Genomic DNA, 20,416 nt, shown 5'->3' with positions numbered 1-20,416 from the left:
GTTAAGCGCTGGCCTTAAATAACTCACTTAAACTTGCACTGCATGTAACTTCTGCAGCGGTTATTTTACTGATGATGTTATTACTTTGATCAATCAATAACAGATCAGCAAATACACTTTGTCCGGTTGTTTTAATGATATTGAGTTTTATAAAGAAAAATTCGTCCGCTTTTACTTCACGAAACACCTGCCAGGCAGCAGTACTGGTAGGTAAACTACCCGATCCCATCTGCTTACTTGTCCATACCAACATCGCTTGATAAACCAAGTCATTGGCAAAAACATTGCTTTCTTCAAGTAAAAACTCACCCTGAGCTTGAGTAACTGATTTATCAATAACACATTCCAGTAATAAGCCTGAATCATCTAATTGATGAATATGCTTAATACCTTGTAGACTCAGACCATGAAATAAACTTCCATCAAGGTATAATGATGCTGCTTGTACAGATTGTTTTTTAACGAGTTTAGGCAAGATCCCTTGATATGCTAATGGTGTATTTTCAACTAATGGTTTAGCAAGATTCACCGTACTTTTATAATGAAAAACAGGTTTACCTTGTTTATTTTCACTGCCTACAGTCACTTCAATACGTAAAGTATTATCAGATTCTTTGATTGTTTTGCTGTTAAGCACTTTATGTTCGAGGATCTTAGTATCAATAATATATTCACCAGCTTGTGAGCCGTCAAAAACAATACCTTTAAACAGTTTAAAGTCTTCAATACCTTGATACTGATATTCTGGATATAAGTTCTCACAGGTTGATTTTAACCATGCAATAGCACAAACCGTTGGTAAGACTTGCTGCCCATCGATTTTGTGATCGACTAACAAAGCATTATCTAAATGATTAAAGGTTTTAATCTGTTGATGACTTGATTCTCTCACTACATTTTCATTATCAGCCTTTTGATCAACAAGACTTTCGTTGTCAGTACCTGACATATCAGTTCCCACAACAATCTGCACACAACGATTATGTTTAGCCGCTAATTCACTGACTAATAAGCTTGCGCCAGATTGTACAGGGATAATGTAAACACCACGTTCATCAAACATACGTTTAAGTTCAGGTGTTACCATCCCGCCATCCCAAGGACCCCAGTTGAAACTTAATACCTGCGTTGTTGGGTATAACGCCTTAAATCGGTAAGCCGCTTTATTAAGGATCTCATTAGCAATTGCATAATCTGACTGAGCTGGGTTGCCATAAAAACCGGCAGCAGATGAAAATAGTACTAGATGCTTAATATTTTCTAACTCACAACAAGCTAATAAGGCATTCAATCCTTCGATTTTAGTGTTATAAACTTGGTCAAATTCCGCTAATGTCTTTTGCTCGATAAGCTTATCAGCCAACACCCCTGCACCATGTATAACACCAGTAATTGGTCCCCATAAATCACAGATAGGATTAATAGCCTGTTGAAGATTTTCTTTGTCACATACATCTGCAGAAACATATTCAGCAATACCACCTAATGTTTCAATCGCTTGTAATGTTTGTGTAATTTCTCGATTAGCTAATACAGGTCCAATCATCTGCTTAATTAATTTAGGACTTGGCTTTTCACCACTATTTATTAGGTGTTGCATTGCTGCTTTCTTTAAATCACCTTCAGTGGCACTACTTAGTGACCAATTATCTTCTTGCGCTTGATAACGAGAGCGACCTAGTAAAATAAATTTACATTGATACTGCTTAGCAATTTCAATAACACAATGCGCTGTCACCCCCTTTGCACCGCCACTAACCAGGAAGACTGCATTTTGATCTAATTGATTTCCACTTTCTAATTGATAACTATCTGTTTCTTTTGCAACTAAAGATAAGCGTCCTTCAGTGTTGAAACCCACTTCAACTGGCAGACGTTGTTTATCATTTAATTCACCAACGACAATCTTCGCCACTTTCTTAGCATTGTATTTAGTGGGAATATCTACAATACGGCAAAACACATTATCCCATTCATGCGCTAACGTTTTTACTAACCCAGATAAGCCACCTTGTACAAGATCTGCTTTTTTATCAATATTCTGAGTAGCAAAATCACCACCTTGGCGTGTTAACACCAAAAATGATGCACGGTCATCGTTATATTTTTCATTAGCATTTTGATTAAGCTTAGTTAACTTAGCCAATAAGAAAGCCAACTGTAAGCCTTTCTTATACTGACTCTCAAAGGCAATGCCTTCTACAGCCGTCTTAGGATGTAAATAGATAACTGACAACCATTGCGCTTGTGTTTGTAATACCTGGTTTAATGTTTGCTCAGTTAACTCCGATAAACTCACCTGTAAAATTGATTTATTAAAGGCTTTAGTGATTTTACTTTTTACCCAACTCGGCGTTAATACGGTAACTGTCCAACCCAATGCTGATAATTCGTTAGCTGTTGCTACTCCACTATCTAATCCATCATTTACTAATAGCAGATGTTTGTTTTCAACACTTGAGTTAATACACTCAAGTGCAGCAAGCTTTTTTATTTCCACCGTTGCACTTGGTGAAGGATCTAGCACAATCGATTTTTCTGGTGTTGGCTTAACAGGTGTTTCTTCATTCGCAACATTCAATGAAAAATGAGCATTCACTATTGGACCTGTTTGCACTGATTGCATATAACAAATGATTTCATCCAGAGTACGCATTTGCGATAACTGCTCAGCATCTAATTCTGGTAAGTCGGTGATTTCATCTTGTACTGCGCCTAGAATCTCAACTCGTTTGATAGAATCGATACCTAAGTCCGCTTCCATATCCATACTTAGTTCCAACATTTCTGTTGGGTAACCTGTTTTATCCGCCACTACTGATAACATTGTCTTTTCAATAACGTTAATGTCGATTGCTTGTGCATCGATAGACGACGTTGAACTAACAATGGGTGATGCAGTTTTAGCAGAGCTCGACACAACAGCTCCCATCACTGAGTTCATGTAAGTGACGATCTCCGCTAAGGTACGCATTTGTGATAACTGCTCAGCGTCTAATTCAGGTAAGTCAGCGATTTCATCTTGCACCGCCCCTAGAATTTCAACACGTTTAATAGAGTCGATACCTAGGTCCGCTTCCATATCCATGCTTAGTTCGAGCATTTCTGTTGGGTAACCTGTTTTATCCGCTACTACTGATAGCATGGTCTTTTCAATAACGTTAATGTCGATTGCTTGTGCATCGATAGACGACGTTGAACTAGCGACAGTTGATGCTGTGTTAGCAGAGCTCGACACAACAGATCCCATCACTGAATTCATGTAAGTCACAATTTCAGCTAAGGTACGCATTTGTGATAACTGCTCAGCGTCTAACTCTGGTAAGTCGGTGATTTCATCTTGCACGGCCCCTAGGATTTCAACACGTTTAATAGAGTCGATTCCTAGGTCCGCTTCCATATCCATGCTCAATTCCAACATTTCTGTTGGGTAACCTGTTTTATCCGCCACTACTGATAGCATGGTCTTTTCAATAACGTTAATGTCGATTGATTGTGCATCGATAGACGACGTTGAACTAGCGACAGTTGATGCTGTGTTAGCAGAGCTCGACACAACAGATCCCATCACAGAGTTCATGTAAATGACGATCTCCGCTAAAGTTCGCATTTGTGATAACTGCTCAGCATCTAACTCTGGTAAGTCGGCTATTTCATCTTGCACCGCCCCTAGAATTTCAACACGTTTGATAGAGTCGATACCTAAATCTGCTTCCATATCCATGCTCAATTCAAGCATTTCTGTCGGATAACCTGTTTTATCCGCCACTACTAATAACATGGTCTTTTCGATTGCTTGTGCATCGATAGACGACGTTGAACTAGCAATGGGTGATGGTGCAGTATTAGCAGAGCTCGACACAACAGATCCCATCACTGAGTTCATGTAAGTGACGATCTCCGCTAAGGTACGCATTTGTGATAATTGCTCAGCATCTAACTCTGGTAAGTCGGCTATTTCATCTTGCACCGCCCCTAGAATTTCAACACGTTTAATAGAGTCGATACCGAGGTCTGCTTCCATATCCATGCTCAATTCAAGCATTTCTGTCGGGTAACCTGTTTTATCAGCCACTACCGATAACATGGTCTTTTCAATAACGTTAATATCGATTGCTTGTGCAACGATAGATGACGTTGAGCTAGCGACAGTTGATGCTGTGTTAGCCGTTGCATTAGTAGCATTAACTGAGCTCGACACAACAGATCCCATCACTGAGTTCATGTAAGTGACAATTTCAGCTAAGGTACGCATTTGTGATAGCTGCTCAGCATCTAACTCTGGTAAGTCGGCTATTTCATCTTGCACCGCCCCTAGGATTTCAACACGTTTAATAGAGTCGATACCTAAATCTGCTTCCATATCCATGCTTAGTTCCAACATTTCTGTCGGGTAACCTGTTTTATCAGCCACTACTGATAACATAGTATTTTCAATAGCTTTTGTATCGATAGACGTAGCTGAATTGGCAACAGTTGATGCTGTATTAGCTGAGCTCGATACAATAGATCCCATCACTGAGTTCATGTAAGTGACGATTTCAGCTAAGGTACGCATTTGTGATAACTGCTCAGCATCCAATTCTGGTAAGTCGGCTATTTCATCTTGCACCGCCCCTAGAATTTCAACACGTTTGATAGAGTCGATACCTAGGTCCGCTTCCATATCCATGCTTAGTTCCAACATCTCTGTTGGGTAACCTGTTTTATCAGCCACTACTGATAACATTGTACTTTCAATGGCTTGAGCTGAATCTACCGATAAACCACTTAATGGCGCCACTTCGTTATTTTCTTTATTGACTGGCTGAATATCAACTGAAGGTTTAGCTTGAGCTGATTGAATGGTTTGATGTGTAGCTTGTAACTGCTGTTGTAAATTTAATGCATTAACAGGTGCTGGTTCTGTTGTACTTTTCGAAATAACTAGCGGAGTTGTTTTAGCATTTTCACTGACATTAGAAGCAGTATTATTTGATGCAACATTATTAGAAGTAACATTATTAGAAGTAACATTATTAGAAGTAACATCGCTCGAGCTGGACTGAAGGTGTTGAGTATTTGATACCGTATTCAACATTTGTTGCATATTATCAGTTTGATTATTCAGATACGTTTCATGAACACGCAATGTTTCCGTTTGGAAATCATGATACATCGCTAACGTTCTATCTAACCCTTCCGGTAATGTTTGTTGACCCGCTTGTGCTGCTAATACACTTTTAAAAGTATCGGCATATTGATTCGGCCCTTCCAAATAAGCTTGATGTACGGCCAGTAATTCAGATTGATGCTTAACAAATTGATCGACACTATTTTCTATACTTGAAGCTAATTGTTGATTGTCATTATTAGCAGGCGCACTTTCTTTAATCGATGAGCCTTGAATCGATGCAGGTTGATTCACTAACGGCTGACCTTGAGCATCAACATAAACGATCTTTTCTACAATTTTTTCAACCACTATCTCTTTAATCACTTCTTTCACAATGGGTGTTGATGGTTGTGTATTAGAGATTTTCCAGTTATCAGTTAAACCATCTTCAAAAACTTTTTTAGTTTTAGGACTAACATAAGAGGCGCCAGACAGCTTCATTGCTAAAGGTGACTTTTTAGGCGCAACGGTTGGACGAGCAATGGCAGAGTATGGGTCAATATTATCCAGTTCTACACCTAACACTGCCAATTGGATAGCAGCTTGACGTAATTGTAAATCAGCACTTTGTTTAGCATTGCTATTGGTTGCAATGCTAAACACCTCTGCTTTATCTTCTAAAATATTATCAACAAGTCGAGTTAACACATTTTTAGGGCCAAACTCTACAAAAATACGTCCACCAGCATCATATAAGTTATTAATTTCTTTACTAAATTGTACTGACTGTAAAATATGTTCTTTTAACGATGCTTTAATAGCCGCTTGGTCTTCACTGTGTGCTTCACCAGTCGCATTTGCATAAACAGCAACCTTAGGTTTATTAAAGGTGACAGAATCGATTGCTTTAGCAAATGGTTGCTGTGCATGTGCAACTAACGGTGTGTGGAATGCAGCAGAAACAGGTAATGCAATAACCTTAAAGCCATTGTCAGTTAACTGTGTAGTGGCTGTCGCTATTGCTTCACTGCTACCCGCAATCACTGCTTGATTATTCGCATTATAGTTCGCGATACTAACATCTTTAATTGTTGATATTTGCAGTTCAATCTCTGCGACATTGCCAATGACTGCGGCCATCGTTCCCGCATCAAGATCACTGTCTTGCGGTGATGACATTACTTGACCACGCGCCATAGCTAATGCCATGTAATCAGTTTCTGAAATAACCTCTGCTGCCCATAATGCAGTTAACTCACCAAAACTATGACCCGCCATAAAATCAGCTTTAAAACCTGCTTGCTTAAAGATATTAAATAGACCAACAGAGAAGCTACCAATAGCCGGTTGTGCATACTGTGTTAAACGTAAATCCAACTCCTGCTGAGATCTTTTTTGATCGTCGAACACAGGAATGGGATAAACTATATTCGATAAATTAGCTTGGCCAGCTTGATGGAATTGTTGATCAATCGACACCTGACTTGCCATCATACTTGGGAAATGACAAACCAATTCGCGTCCCATATTGACATATTGCGAACCTTGACCTGAGAATAAAGCTACGACTTTACCGGCTGTTTTTAATCCCTGTTCTCGATAGTAAATACCGGTTGGCGTTGACCACTCTTTACTCTGTTCAGTTTTTAATTGTTTAATAATTTGTTCAAGCATTTGTTTAGCTTGTGTTGCATTTTTTGCTACAAAGCCACAACGAACGTGATCTTCTTTGATCTTTTTAACTGGATGAGAAACAACTAACTGGTTAAACGCATAAGGTTGCAGTTCAACATCAACATTGATCGCCTTTAATTCAGCTTCAATCGTATTAATTAAGTCAGCTTTGCTATTCGCAGCGATTAAGAATGATTGTGCAACTTCATTTAAACGATAAGCGCCCTGTTGAGTTGACGTATATTCTTCCAACACTAAATGGAAGTTAGTACCACCAAAACCAAATGAACTAATACCTGCTTGGCGTTTTATACCATCAGCACGAGGCATCCAAGGGCGCGTTTCAGAGTTGATATACAGGGGAGTATTTTCAATGTCTAAGTTTTCATTAGGTTTATCAACGTTAATGGTCGCTGGTAATACTTTATGGTGCAATGCCAGTGCTGCTTTGATTAAACCTGCTGTCCCTGCCGCTGCTTTAGTATGACCAACTTGTGATTTAACAGAACCTAATGCGACATGCTGTTTTTGATCATTATTCTCACTAAACAGTAATTCTAAACCTCGGAACTCAGCTGCATCACCCGCTTTAGTCCCCGTACCATGGGCTTCGATTAATCCACACGTTCTTGGATCAAAACCAGCATCTTGATAAGCACGCTTTAAGGCTTTTAATTGCCCTTCTGGGCGTGGTGCATAAATAGATTTAAATTTACCATCAGACGAACTACCAATACCTTTAATCACTGAGTAGATACGGTCGCCATCGCGTTCAGCATCTTCTAAACGTTTTAATGCAATCATTCCCACGCCTTCACCGATCATCATACCGTTTGATTTATCATCAAAAGGACGAATACAATCGCCATCCGTGAACGCAGGTGTTTTAGAGAATGACATGTACATGAAAGGCGAGTTATCACAACAGATACCGCCTGATAACATCATATCTGAACGATATTCTAAAAGGTCTGACACCGCCATTTTAATAGCGGCTAGAGAGCCTGCACACGCGGCATCAACAACGCAGTTAGTGCCACCCAAGTTAAAACGGTTAGCAATACGTCCAGCGATAACATTGCCTAACATGCCTGGGAATGAGTTTTCTTCCCACGGAATATAAGCACTTTTGAATTTATCAACAATGATATTGGTATCTTCAGCATTTAAACCAGACGCTTTTAATACTTTTTCTAATACCGGGCCTTGCAAGCGAGACATTAATTGCCCGCCCTGCTTTTGACCGCCGCCAACACCTAATGTAATACCCATTCTATCGCGGTCAAAGCTACTTTCTTCACTGACACCCGCATCTGCTAGCACGTCACGCGCAACGACTAATGCCATTAACTGCGTAATATCGGTTAATTCTAATATGTTCGGCGGTAAGCCAAACTCCATTGGGTCAAAGTCAATTTCAGGTAAGAAACCACCACGTTTACAATAACTCTTATCCGCTTCTTTTTTATCAGCTGAATAATAGTCATCGATCGCCCAACGATCTTCAGGCACATCTTGAATGCCATTAACAGAGTTAACGATGGTATCCCAAAATTGTCCAAGGTTTTTACTCTCCGCAAAAACCGAAGCCATACCAACAATTGCAATCGGCGTTTCTTGTAAGCGAGAGTTAATACGCTTATCTGACGCTGTGTTGGTGGTTTGCTTTTTTGACATTATTTTCTCCAATGGCATTACTATTAATTTGCTGAATTTTACTGTTCACTCAACAAATGAAATCTGCTTAAAAATTCATTATAATTTGCCGCTAATAAACGACGAATATGGAATGGTGCGTGCTTTAAAACATGTTTCATATAACGTCTTGCAGCATCCGCTTCATCGTCTTGATATAAATCCACATAAACCCACTGACTGTCAGGGTCATTAGCGATTAATAGGCGATGTTGCTTAATATTTTTTTCTGACTTTATCTCTGACTTTTTATCAAGTTCAGGCAACGTTGTTACGCTCACTTGCACGACATCAGAACAAGTTAAACTACGTGTTTTTGCTGTTCGCGCATGGTTAGCAAGCTCACTGCTTTGTTCTTTATTCACTTCTTCGAGGCGTAATTGATTTAAGACGTCTAACATTGCTTGTGGATTAACCACTGAGTTCATTACTTTATCGGAAGTATTATCTTGAATCGCAACGCTTACCTGTTGCTCAAGCTCAATCAATTCACCAGCAGGGTCAATATCGGCTAATTTAGAAACACCATGTCGTTTCAAACAGCGCTGTAGGCCGGCACGGGATGTGTTTTCATTGATAAATTGACGACACACTTTTAATAACTCATCGAGAGAGAGCATCAAATGGGTACGTAATTGCACCACAACGTATTGTTGTTGCAAGGTAAGTGTTGTTTTAGAGTGTTTCGGAATATGAGAAGCATCTTCAAGCGTTTCACGTTGGCGCCATTTACGCACAGTAGATTCAGATATTTTTAAAAGACGTGCTAATACTGCCGTCGGCAATTCAGAAGCGCGAATAAAAGCTCTAATTTCTGGAGTGGTTGTTGCGTTTTTATGTTGCTTGACGGTCAATAGAATAAGTTCACTAAAACAAAAATGTAAGGCTAATATACACAGGTATCATGCCCTATACAATCTACCGATACTTTTAATTGGCTTAATACTAGGGACTTCATATTAAAAGATAAAAATCAGCTTTATATTTATGCTCTATTAAAATCAAAAAAGGCCCCATAACGTTAATCATGGAGCCTTCCGAATATTATTTATTTTATCTTGTAACCTAATTAGTAAAGAAAATTAAATAAGCTGTGATTAAAAAAATTAAACACGGTTTAACACTTTACGAGTTGCAGATGTTTTAACGTGCGTGTAGTACAACGGTAAACCGACTAATAATAAACCACCTGCTAAATTACCCAATACCGTTGGAATTTCATTCCATAGTAAATAATCGTAAACAGTGAAATCACCACCCATGATCATTGAGAATGGGAATAAAAACATATTAACAATTGAATGTTCAAAACCCATGTAAAAGAACAACATAACTGGCATCCACATTGCCGCCATTTTACTACCTGCTGAAGTAGAAATTAGTGCACCAACAACGCCCATTGACACCATCCAGTTACATAACATGCCACGTATAAAGATAGTAAACCAGCCACTGATGCCGTGTTCTTGATAACCTAATGTACGAGATTCACCTATGCTACTTACTTTAGCAGCGATAACACCACCATCTGCTGAGTAACCATAAGTTAAGATGAATGACATGAAAAATGCCGTGGTCATCGCCCCTGCGAAATTACCAATAAAAACTAATCCCCAGTTTCGCATAACACCCGAAAGAGTCACACCCGAACGTTTATCAAGTAACGCTAACGGTACTAAAGTAAATACACCGGTTAGCAAGTCAAACTTCATTAGATACAACATAATAAAGCCAACAGGGAACAAACAAGCCCCTAATATTGGACTACCAGTTTTTGTTGCAACTGTGATAGCAAATACCGCTGCCAGTCCCAAAATAGCGCCTGCCATAAATGCGCGTATTAACGTATCCTTAGTTGACATGAAAACTTTTGATTCACCAGTATCAACCATTTTTGTAACAAATTCTGTAGGTTCTAAATAAGACATAATTTTCTCACTTTTATTATGTGGTAAGTATTTATATAAAATACATTAACAAATCACTTACCTATATATTCAACATACTTGTTGAGGAACAATCCTTGCGTACTTTTATTACTTTAATCTTTAAACCGTTTACCAAGCTTTATAAGGTAAGAATTTCCCATTAAGCGTGACAATTACACGATCACCTTTTGGATCTTCTTGTTTATCTACATCCATAGTGAAATCGATCGCACTCATGATGCCATCACCAAATTTTTCTTGAATCACTTCCTTTAACGTATCGCCATAAACACCTACGACTTCATAAAGGCGGTAAATGAGTGGATCTTGCGGTACGGCTTTGTCCCATTCTTTTGTTGGATTCTCAAGTAAAGTCGCTTTGCTATCCATCGGTAAGTCTAAGTATTTAATCAATTTATCAGCCGTTTCTTCAGTAAAGCTGTTCATACCTAAGCAAGCAGAGGTCGTCCATACAATAGACATACCTATCGCATCAGAAATAGCTTCCCACGTTAGCTCTCTGTCTTTTTTAATTGCAAATATTGCTTCTGTTACATCAATTTTTTTCATTTTCTTTCCTTTACTGTTTTTTATTTACCGTTTTGGAATGTATGAAATAGCACGATAATTAAGATTAAACCGCCCGATAATGGTGCAAAAATATCAACCACTATTATCTAACATCTCGTTACACCACTGCTGACAACCTTCTTTATTAAATTAATAGTTGTCTACGTTTATACATTGCATTAAGTATGCCAATAGACAAGAAAGCATTAACTTATTGTTTTTTAATCAATTTAAAAATACTTAATGAAACAATTAACCACGAAAAAACGTTGAGCAACGATTTAAAGTTGCTAATTCAACGAAATATCGTTGATTTGGCTTAATAGTTGCTTTGCCATAAGCTATTAATTTTGAATATAAAATAAGGCTGTGCTTAATATGTTGAACCAACTGTTCTTAAATGCTCCAACAGCCATGTTACTGATTGACCCGATCAACGACCAAGTATTGGCTGTTAACCAATTAGCTGAAAAAACATTTGGATTAAACGAAAGAGATTTAAGACAAAAGAAAGTCACTCAGCTATTCCAAAGCTGCATAGACAAGTTACATTTATTTACGCAACAAGTGTTAACTCAAGGTTCAGCTTGGAGTAGTGATTTGAGTATTGATATAGAACATAAAACTATATATTTAGGAATCAATGCAACTCAATTAGAGTGCAATATTTTATTGAGCTGCGAAGATAACCACATAACGTTTAAACGCCACTTTAACGCGATTATTGAATCTAATTATCAGTCTGGATTTTTTCATTGGAATAAAGATGAAACTATTTTCGAGCAAATAGAACGACAGAATCAACTTTTGCTGACAGCCGTCGGTGATGGTATATACGGTGTAGATTCACAAGGTAAAACCACTTTTGTAAATGCAGCTGCCGAACAAATCTTAGGTTGGACTAAACCCGAATTAATGGGTAAGAAAATACATGACATTATTCATCACTCACACCTTAATGGCAGTCACTATGAAGTACATACCTGCCCTATTTATGAAGCTTTTAATGACGGAGCCGTACACAGTGTTGATAACGAAGTATTTTGGTCGAAAACAAACAAACCGATTCCAGTGGAATATACCAGTACCCCGCTCACTGAAGAGGGTTCTTTAATCGGTGCGGTCGTTATCTTTCGAGATATCACCGAGCGTAAACGAACTCAAGATAAACTATTAACAGCACTAAAAGAAGTTGATGCCCTTAAACAACGCTTAGAGATGGAAAATGCTTATCTACTTGAAGAGATAAATGCAGATTTTAATCATCAATACATGATTGGTAAAAGTATTAAAATCAAACATATGATGAACCAAATCGAATTAGTCGCCCCGACTAATGCCAATGTGTTAATTGTTGGAGAATCGGGTACAGGTAAAGAGCTTATTGCACGATCCATCCATGAAGCGAGTCAACGTAAAATAAGGCCACTCATTCGCGTTAACTGCGCAGCCATTCCATCAGAATTATTTGAAAGTGAATTTTTTGGTCACGTTAAAGGCGCTTTCTCTGGGGCAATTACAGATCGAATAGGCCGCTTTGAGTTAGCCGATGGCGCCACTCTCTTTTTAGATGAAGTAGGAGAAATACCACTACAACTGCAAGGTAAATTATTACGAGTATTACAGGAACAACAGTTTGAACGTGTCGGTGAATCGAAAACACGCCATGTTGATGTGAGAGTGATTGCAGCAACTAACAGAGATTTAAAAAAGTTAGTTGAAAAAAACAAGTTTAGAGAAGATCTGTATTTTAGGTTAAATGTATTCCCTATTAAATCACCGCCATTACGAGAACGAATAGATGATTTACCTTTATTAGTAAAACACTTCATCGATAAGATTTGTTTACAACTCAATCAATCAACACCTAAAGTCCCTTTATCACAAATGCAATATTTACAAGATTATGCATGGCCAGGCAACATTCGTGAACTTGAAAACATTATAGAGCGTCAGGTTATTCTGTCTAAAAGTAATAAATTAAGTTTTGATTTTTTAGGCAGAGAAACAAATATAGAAAGTCGTACCGTTAGCCGAAACCTTAATACTAATGTGATCAGTGCAATACAACATAAACAATTGGAGAAAAGTAATTTAGAGCAAGCTTTAAGAGATTGTAATGGCAAAATTTACGGTGAAGATGGTGCAGCAGCATTACTGGGATTAAAGCCCACAACGTTAAGCTCTAAATTAAAAAAATATGCTATCAACCGACTCGTATTTGTATAAATGAAAGCTTTTTATGATTTTTGAGTGTGGCGAATGTAAAAAATAAGCCCTTAAATAAAAGGATAACGACTCACAATAAAAGCCATGGTTATCGTATCAATTGATGAAAAATCCCATTGATCAAATGGAAACTTGTAACCTGTTTACAGACCATATGTGTGTATTACGATTTATACCGATAACATTAAATAGTTGATCTAGCTTTTGTGTAGAAAAAATAAATTTGGACTTAATATGATTATAAGGTACTTCTACTCAGTATTTTATTCCTCATTATTTAGCTTAACCCACCAATACGGTTGGGTTACCTTCCATGATTTTACCACCATGCACGATAGCATCACCTAACCGAGCGATGCCTTTACCATTGACAGTGACAGTAGCTGAACCTGCAGCAATCGCATCAGGTGGTCCTTCACACACACACACATTTATCGCCAATTAATGCCACTGGTAAACCGCCAATTAATACATTAGCCGCGCCCGCGACAATCGTGAGGTTTTTTAGCCGTTTTATTGGGCACATGTGATAACTTGAAATTGTTGCTGCAGGTTTACCCATTTTCTATATCCGTGTCATTAATTTATGTTCATAAAGTTTTTTAATTGCTAAATTTATTATATTAAAATAGAGCCAAATCATTATTGATAAATAGGTTCATCTTGCACATATTCGACATCACTAGGAAGTCTATCTATGACAATTTGAATGATTTGTTCAAAATTTTGTTTAGTACAGAATAACCGGCAACTGAAAGTAGGATCTTTTGCCTTTAATTCTACAATACGACGTTTTTTACAAATATTTACTTTGTATATACAACTTCTATCTCCGGCTCTATGATCGTGCCAATAAAAAGGTACATATAAAACTTTTTCTCCATCGTCAACCCAAGGCTTCATGAAGCTTAAAAGCATTACAGATCCAGCCCCCATTAGATATAAAGGATTAATAACAAGAGCAATGATCACTAAAATAACAGCAACTATCCTCATAAAGGCCATAAATTTTCTCGGATCTTGCCTGCCATAACGAAACCGAGGATAAACTTTCAAATTATCCAATAAAAATCCAGAATCAGTTAATTTATATGCCACATAGTGGTACTGACTGCGAGATAGATAATAAATCGGGCCAAACATCACAAAAACTAAAATTACAGCCGTTAACGTCATAGGACTAAAACCAGTGCTAAAAAAAACAATCATGAGAATAAATAAAGGAATCGCTAATACTTTTAAATGAAAAGCCCATGGACCTATTTTCCACATGAATGCATTTTTAACTTCCCATTGTGCTAATGCCCTTTCTGACTCTAAACTATTAATATCTTCTTGGCTCCATTCACCACGCTTTATGAATCTTTGATCATAACTAATATAGTCAGGACGCTTAATTATTTTACTCATTTAATACCTTTTAAAATCACACTAAAATTACGTAGGCAATGTAACGGTACTCTTATGAAAAACATTGCCTTATGTTAATAAACTATGTTAATAATTTATGCTAACAACCCATCGTAAAAAACGTCGAATCGCTCTCTTCAATGATATCGTCAACTGAAGATAATATAGAAATTGGATTGATAGTCTCACCCCAAGATATTTTTTCTACTATACCCACATTCTTGTCATGTACTACAAGTGAGTCGCAGTGTATTTTATGATTGGCTAGAACGATCGGCTAAAATTATCAGTGAAGAAGAATTGAATATGTACCGTACTGCACGACAGCTATTTAAACGCAGTCGTGGCAGTTTAGGCTCGTAAGAGCAGCAGGATTTAAAGTCGGCCGTCACCGTACGCGTAGCATCATGCGTAAGTTGAAACTCGTTGTTAAGCTACGCCAAGCATACAAAGTCAGGTGTCCGGTTGGGCTTGAACAGAATAGTTAATAATTATATCTAAAAATGACTGCTTACCTTCCCAATATTGAGTTTTAAAGTAAGCAGCGATACTTTAGTTATAAATCCTCGAGACTATCTTCCAAGAAGCACGCTACATAGAGTCCAACAAGCTATTCGAGAAATAAGAATTTTAATTAACTGATGAAGCTAGTTGAAGCTTAGCGCTTATTTTTTCAGCTTTAACTCTGCACTGTAAATCAAGTCATCACAAATTAACGTGAGTGTTTTGAAGTCTTTAAATATTTCAAGGTCAACACTGTCGAATAACCAAATAGAAAATACAAAATCAGAATCGATGGTTGCTCTCGCAAATGGGTTTATTAATCCCACTTTTTGATAATCATTTATGCCTAATGCCGCTTCACAAGAACCGTGTTTTTCATTTCTTAATTTTGCTTTTTGTTCACCGTGATATAACGTTTGGTCAATTTCAAACATCAAAGTAGGAATGCCTAACTCAGTAATAAGAATAAAATCGCCAAAGTCACCTTCTTCAGAATAACCAGGCACATTACTCCAATCACGTTTTTTAGATTTCAATAGCAGCTTTGGTATTTCAGGTAACGTTTTCGGCGTAGAACTAAGGAAGAAGCGAGCCGATGGAGCAATAGACTGTTCTACATTATTCCAGTTTGTGGTCAATAGTAATGCACCACCGACAATCATAATAAACAAAGCACTGAGTGCTAACTTTAACTGTCCTGCAATTTTAGACACATCAGAATCAGCGGTAAGCTTGCGAATTTGCGCATTGGCTTCATCTAAACAATCCGTTTTAATCCTGACTTCTTCGATCAACTGAAGTACTTGTATCTTTAATGACTCAGGATCTTGTGTCGTTTCATCAACAACAACTTCTTCAGAAGGCAAATAAACAAAATGTTCATTACCTCCCCCATTCATTACTTTTTTATAAGCAATATGAACAATTTTAAATAATTCACTTGTTCCAGACTTATCCGGATGGATTTTAAGCGATAACAATTTAAATTGTTTTCTGATCGCTTTATTTGACCAAGAGTCATTTGTCCCTAAAATATCATGGTTATTCATTTTAATGAGGCACTTATTAGCTAGGTGTTGAGGTCAATGGTTTAATATTACTTTTATTGTAATTTTATTATTTTGTATTTATTAAGCCATCATTTTTCATCGGAATTCAGATCCATCTTTAATAAACTGATTGTGACACTCAGGAACATTAAAATCAAAAAAATAACCATAAAACAAATAGATATCTTAAAAAATAACTGAATAACATCATTTTATAATGTAATTACTTCTTTGTGATTAGGTAAATAATGGAATATTTAAGCCAGATCATTGTTTTCAGCAACAGAGCTAAACATGTACAGATTGAAGGCCATAAAAAGTCGAACAGCATAACTTAACGATGACGACTCAAGGCAAATTATGATGAGACTCTGATTAAGTTCTATATAGCACTTTAACCACATGCCAACCGTGTTTGGTTTTTACTAAATGTGGGGTAATTAACTCAGCAGTAAAGCAAACTTTATCAAAGGCAGGTACCATTTGACCTTTTTTAAACTCACCTAAATCCCCTCCTTTTTTACCTGACGGGCAAGTAGAATACTTTTTTGCTAATGTTTGAAATTTAGCGCCCTTTTTTAATTGAGCAATAATATCTTCTGCTTTGTCTTGATGCTTTACTAGGATATGAAGTGCTGATGCGGTTTTAGCCATGATTTAAATCTCTTTTTAGACAATATTACTTTTCATAATTATACCTGTATTTTAACTAATAACTATTATTCACTGATAACTACTAGTGTGGTTAAGCGGCGAAGGACGTTGTCATTAAAAAGGATTTAAAGGGAGTTAATAACCGTCTAATAAATGCTTAAAGGGGAATCTATACACCTTATAAATAGTTAAAACGGTTACTTATCCTCTTTATCTTGAGCATTTCTCTGTTCAATACTTCTCTGTCCAGTACTTTTATATTGAGTAATAAATACAGTTTCTACCAATAACCTTACTAAATTAACCATTAGCCATTAACCATTAACCATTAACCAAGCAAAATGATAAAACCATTATGACATATCAAACAAACATAAAATAATTTAGCTAAAACTAACGAGGTTTAGAATTAATGACATTTTTAATAAAATAATAAGCAATATAACCAATAATAAAAGTTGTACTGACAATCACTGCGACACCTGCCGCTACGACAGGATCATCTAATAACATAGCGAAAAATTGCATTCTTAACTCCTTAATGACATTGAGTATTAACATTTGTTAATCAAGTGCAGGTAGTCGCTATATTGTTATTGCGTACTAACTACGTAGTGACAATGTATTGAAAGAGAGCATTAACAACTTTGATTTGAATCAGAATAAAGCGGGATTAAAGCGAAGGGTTTAAAGAGGTTAAATAATATGTGATCGGTAACTGAATTTTATTTGAAAGATTCCTTAGAAACGTTATGAGTCGATGGTTCTGCTCTGAGTAAAGGTTGTTTGGTGTAAGTAATTAAAATTGTAATCGCTATTAAACAAGCAATGCTAGACAATAAAAATGGCCAATGTACAGAGAAATAATGAGCGAAGAAGCTTGCTATTAATCCAGCAAAAACACCAGCCCACTTTCCCCAAGCGTCAAAACGCCCAAAAGATAGCCCAGCTTGGTGCTGTTGTAATTGTTGACTAAGTAATAAATGTAAACTGTTATAACAAAATACCATACCGGCCCCAAATAAAATACGATAATAGATAAGATAATCAATGCCTTGCAAACTAAACTGCCCTATACAAGCGATCCCTAAAAGAGAAAAACCAAATAAGCTTTGCTTTTGTGGCGATAACACTAATTTCCCGACAAAAAAAGCGAACAATAAGTACACAAGATGAGGCAAGCTATAATAAAACCCGACCATACTGTCGCTACTTTTTCCTAATGTTTGTACATAAGGTAAAAAATAAGGAAAAGTCACCACCATTGCAAAACAAAATAGAAATTGCAGAAAGAGCAATTTAGTAAAAATGGTGTTTTGTTGTTTAGTATTTTCTAAATCGTTCGTTAATTTATTTTTCGTACCGTCATTTTTCAAATATAAACTTATTAATAATGCGCTCAAAGGCAATAATGATAAATAACGATAAATATGTAACGGCTCAGTTATTTGAATAAATAAGCCCAATATAATAGGACTAGACACTAGTGCTAAACGAGCTGAACACTGTGTTAAATTGAGGCTTTTTGTTAATGCTAAGCCTTTATATTGACTACTAAGGTAAGCATTTGAGGCAGCAAGCGTTCCACCACTGATGCCTTGTACTATTAAACCAAAGCAAAATAACCATAAATTATCTGCAAACCCCGATAATAGAAAACCAACGGTTAACCCACCTTGCGCCCTTAATAAGGATTTTTTTTTGCCATATTTATCTGCAAACCGCCCCCACCAAGGAGCAGTTAGAGCAGCACACAAAGGTGGAACAATAAACATAACACCTATCAAGTATTGCGACTCACCTTCAACCAAACTATCTAACATTCTTGGCATAAATAAAGGCATACCTAATGCAGTAAAAGCGGTTAAAAAATGACAAAATAAAACAATATAAACAATGCGCATAGCGTACTCTAAATTAAAAATAAGGTGTTCTTTTGGTTATTGATATATACCCGTTACCATTCAAAGTGCAAAATCCAGAAAGCGGCGAAGTCAACAGGTGCTAGGTCGAAAGAGAAAGATCTAACGAATATTGTATTTAAATAATGTGAAAATTCGTAGATTAATAAATACAAACAACCTGCATACCCCATAAAATCTAATGACATCATACCCGATAACAGTTATCATTTTCATCTTATTGTTAAATGGATTTAAAGATGTTCTTTCGCTTACCTTCAATATTATTAGCCCTGCTACTCATTTTTTTTAGTTTTCAAGTTAACGCCGTCACTATTAAACACCAATCAGGCACACTAACACTTGAGAAAACTCCTAAGCGTATTGTTGTATTGGCTTTCTCGTTCGTCGATGCACTTGCTATTGCAGGCGTTTCTCCAGTTGGTATCGCCGATGATGGCGATAAAACACGGATCATTAAAAGTGTTCGAAACCTCATTAGTGATTGGAAATCAGTTGGATCTCGTTACCAACCTAGTTTAGAAGCAATTTCAGCTCTTAAACCTGATTTAATCATTGCCGATAGTGGTCGCCATAGCTCTATATATAGTGGTTTATCACTTATAGCACCAACATTGATGCTTAAAAGTAGAGGTATAACTTACCGTGAGAATTTAATAGAAGTACAAAAAATTGCAGCTGCCATTGATAAAACTGAAGTCGTAAATTTACGATTGAAACAACACTACCAACTAATGTCTGATTTTAAAGATCAACTTAATACAGAAGAAACATATCAGTTTGCCATTATCAGCGACAAAGGAATGTGGATGCATAGTCAATATGCTTATGCAGGCAGTGTTATTAAAGCATTAGGATTAAGCAGTTCGTTAATAAACAATTCCAAAAAAGCTTACTTACAAACAAGCTTTGAGCAACTTTTGAAAACAAACCCAGATTGGTTATTTGTAGGGAAATATACTGAAACAACCGTTATCGATAAATGGAAAAAAAATCCACTTTGGAAGTTATTAGCTGTCGCAAAATCAGGCCAGATAATTACAACATCTCCCAATATATGGTCATTAAGCAGTGGTGTTTTAGCTGCTGAAGCAATTGCAAAAGAAATTACTGAGCTCAATAACAAATAATACTTAGGTATTTAGGTCGATTTAAACACGGTGTAACTACATTATGATTTCAGCAATGAAAAATCTTAACTTTCATTGCAAGCCAATAATTTTTAGACAATGTAAAGCTGCTACTCCTGAAACGAGATATCTATCTAATTGTCCCTAATGTTGTCACTAATAGCTGAGATAAATCTGCTTTATTAAAAACCATCTCGAGCAGCATTAACAATGTACACCAAGAAAGTAGCTTTAAATGATTAACATTTGATCAAATTAAGTAATGAAAAATAAAATCATTGAAACAATATCAACAACTTAACAGTGAACTTTAAAAAATATCTTTTATTTAAAGACAATTATTATCAATGACCTGACCGTGAATAAACCTGTTTTCATCTATTTACAAAACAATAGTTAATAAACCTTGCCATACAAACGGAATTGATTATCATTAGCGTTTAATTAATGTAGATATTATTTATCACTAAAATACTGGTTCTTCATAAATCTATCCTCAAATTCATTAATAGATAAATGAAAGGTTTTAACTTATGTCCTCTTTCATTAATTTTTG

13 protein-coding genes and 1 pseudogene are annotated in these 20,416 nt (G+C 36.6%); 3 read left to right on the top strand and 11 right to left on the bottom strand.

Annotation, left to right across the window (positions count from 1 at the left end; all coding sequences use genetic code 11):
- Position 1: 1 nt before the first annotated feature.
- The 4 genes from SP041_RS03535 to cynS form a co-directional block, all read right to left on the bottom strand.
- Positions 2 to 8,446 carry a type I polyketide synthase gene (locus tag SP041_RS03535; protein ID WP_137297407.1) on the bottom strand — a complete coding sequence of 2,815 codons (8,445 nt, stop codon included), beginning with the start codon at positions 8,444 to 8,446 and terminating at the stop codon, positions 2 to 4.
- 38 nt (positions 8,447 to 8,484) lie between these two features.
- Positions 8,485 to 9,318 (bottom strand): transcriptional regulator, encoded by an 834-nt coding sequence (locus tag SP041_RS03530; protein WP_037048865.1) that lies wholly within the window; start codon positions 9,316 to 9,318, stop codon positions 8,485 to 8,487.
- 252 nt (positions 9,319 to 9,570) lie between these two features.
- Positions 9,571 to 10,392 carry a formate/nitrite transporter family protein gene (locus tag SP041_RS03525; protein ID WP_025564422.1) on the bottom strand — a complete coding sequence of 274 codons (822 nt, stop codon included), beginning with the start codon at positions 10,390 to 10,392 and terminating at the stop codon, positions 9,571 to 9,573.
- A gap of 129 nt (positions 10,393 to 10,521) precedes the next feature.
- A complete protein-coding gene (cynS, locus tag SP041_RS03520; protein WP_025564424.1) occupies positions 10,522 to 10,962 on the bottom strand; it encodes a cyanase in 441 nt (146 codons plus the stop codon).
- A 378-nt stretch (positions 10,963 to 11,340) separates the two neighbouring features.
- On the opposite strand from cynS, the gene SP041_RS03515 reads away from it, so the two are divergent.
- Positions 11,341 to 13,191: a sigma 54-interacting transcriptional regulator gene (locus SP041_RS03515; protein WP_025564425.1), complete on the top strand. Its 1,851-nt coding sequence runs from the start codon at positions 11,341 to 11,343 to the stop codon at positions 13,189 to 13,191.
- Positions 13,192 to 13,473: 282 nt separating this feature from the next.
- Here SP041_RS03515 and SP041_RS21145 read toward each other — a convergent pair whose 3' ends face one another.
- The 3 genes from SP041_RS21145 to SP041_RS03505 form a co-directional block, all read right to left on the bottom strand.
- Positions 13,474 to 13,614 (bottom strand): PAAR domain-containing protein, encoded by a 141-nt coding sequence (locus SP041_RS21145; RefSeq protein WP_240791412.1) that lies wholly within the window; start codon positions 13,612 to 13,614, stop codon positions 13,474 to 13,476.
- Entirely contained in the window at positions 13,607 to 13,753 is a 147-nt protein-coding gene (locus tag SP041_RS21140; protein ID WP_240791411.1) for a PAAR domain-containing protein, read from the bottom strand. The genes SP041_RS21145 and SP041_RS21140 overlap by 8 nt, the downstream gene beginning before the upstream one ends.
- A gap of 80 nt (positions 13,754 to 13,833) precedes the next feature.
- Positions 13,834 to 14,601 carry a hypothetical protein gene (locus tag SP041_RS03505; RefSeq protein ID WP_025564427.1) on the bottom strand — a complete coding sequence of 256 codons (768 nt, stop codon included), beginning with the start codon at positions 14,599 to 14,601 and terminating at the stop codon, positions 13,834 to 13,836.
- 222 nt (positions 14,602 to 14,823) lie between these two features.
- Here SP041_RS03505 and SP041_RS03500 point away from each other — a divergent pair.
- Positions 14,824 to 15,056, top strand: a pseudogene (locus tag SP041_RS03500) (IS3 family transposase); the annotation flags it as partial.
- Between the two features lie 210 nt (positions 15,057 to 15,266).
- On the opposite strand, the gene SP041_RS03495 reads toward SP041_RS03500, so the two are convergent.
- The 4 genes from SP041_RS03495 to SP041_RS03485 form a co-directional block, all read right to left on the bottom strand.
- Positions 15,267 to 16,154: a J domain-containing protein gene (locus SP041_RS03495; RefSeq protein ID WP_025564429.1), complete on the bottom strand. Its 888-nt coding sequence runs from the start codon at positions 16,152 to 16,154 to the stop codon at positions 15,267 to 15,269.
- A 375-nt stretch (positions 16,155 to 16,529) separates the two neighbouring features.
- Positions 16,530 to 16,808 carry a peptidylprolyl isomerase PpiC gene (gene ppiC, locus SP041_RS03490; RefSeq protein ID WP_025564430.1) on the bottom strand — a complete coding sequence of 93 codons (279 nt, stop codon included), beginning with the start codon at positions 16,806 to 16,808 and terminating at the stop codon, positions 16,530 to 16,532.
- Between the two features lie 393 nt (positions 16,809 to 17,201).
- Positions 17,202 to 17,336 (bottom strand): hypothetical protein, encoded by a 135-nt coding sequence (locus SP041_RS21330; RefSeq protein WP_276607144.1) that lies wholly within the window; start codon positions 17,334 to 17,336, stop codon positions 17,202 to 17,204.
- A gap of 197 nt (positions 17,337 to 17,533) precedes the next feature.
- On the bottom strand, positions 17,534 to 18,712 hold the full coding sequence (locus SP041_RS03485) for an MFS transporter (RefSeq protein WP_025564432.1): 1,179 nt from the start codon (positions 18,710 to 18,712) through the stop codon (positions 17,534 to 17,536).
- Between the two features lie 257 nt (positions 18,713 to 18,969).
- Here SP041_RS03485 and SP041_RS03480 point away from each other — a divergent pair, with 257 nt between their 5' ends.
- On the top strand, positions 18,970 to 19,860 hold the full coding sequence (locus SP041_RS03480) for a Fe(3+) dicitrate ABC transporter substrate-binding protein (RefSeq protein WP_037048867.1): 891 nt from the start codon (positions 18,970 to 18,972) through the stop codon (positions 19,858 to 19,860).
- Positions 19,861 to 20,416 lie beyond the last annotated feature (556 nt).

The sequence above is a fragment of the Psychromonas sp. SP041 genome, assembly GCF_000470315.2.
In the GTDB taxonomy this organism is placed as follows: domain Bacteria; phylum Pseudomonadota; class Gammaproteobacteria; order Enterobacterales; family Psychromonadaceae; genus Psychromonas.
Note: the sequence above shows the minus strand (reverse complement) of the source record. Positions and strands in the feature narration are given on the sequence as shown.

Coding starts and splice junctions, on each gene's coding strand:
- SP041_RS03495 (WP_025564429.1), bottom strand. CDS start 16,154: ATGAATAACCATGATATTTTAGGGACAAATGACTCTTGGTCAAATAAA.
- SP041_RS21140 (WP_240791411.1), bottom strand. CDS start 13,753: ATGGGTAAACCTGCAGCAACAATTTCAAGTTATCACATGTGCCCAATA.
- SP041_RS03485 (WP_025564432.1), bottom strand. CDS start 18,712: ATGCGCATTGTTTATATTGTTTTATTTTGTCATTTTTTAACCGCTTTT.
- SP041_RS03480 (WP_037048867.1), top strand. CDS start 18,970: ATGTTCTTTCGCTTACCTTCAATATTATTAGCCCTGCTACTCATTTTT.
- SP041_RS03525 (WP_025564422.1), bottom strand. CDS start 10,392: ATGTCTTATTTAGAACCTACAGAATTTGTTACAAAAATGGTTGATACT.
- SP041_RS03535 (WP_137297407.1), bottom strand. CDS start 8,446: ATGTCAAAAAAGCAAACCACCAACACAGCGTCAGATAAGCGTATTAAC.
- SP041_RS03515 (WP_025564425.1), top strand. CDS start 11,341: ATGTTGAACCAACTGTTCTTAAATGCTCCAACAGCCATGTTACTGATT.
- cynS (WP_025564424.1), bottom strand. CDS start 10,962: ATGAAAAAAATTGATGTAACAGAAGCAATATTTGCAATTAAAAAAGAC.
- ppiC (WP_025564430.1), bottom strand. CDS start 16,808: ATGGCTAAAACCGCATCAGCACTTCATATCCTAGTAAAGCATCAAGAC.
- SP041_RS03505 (WP_025564427.1), bottom strand. CDS start 14,601: ATGAGTAAAATAATTAAGCGTCCTGACTATATTAGTTATGATCAAAGA.
- SP041_RS21330 (WP_276607144.1), bottom strand. CDS start 17,336: ATGCAATTTTTCGCTATGTTATTAGATGATCCTGTCGTAGCGGCAGGT.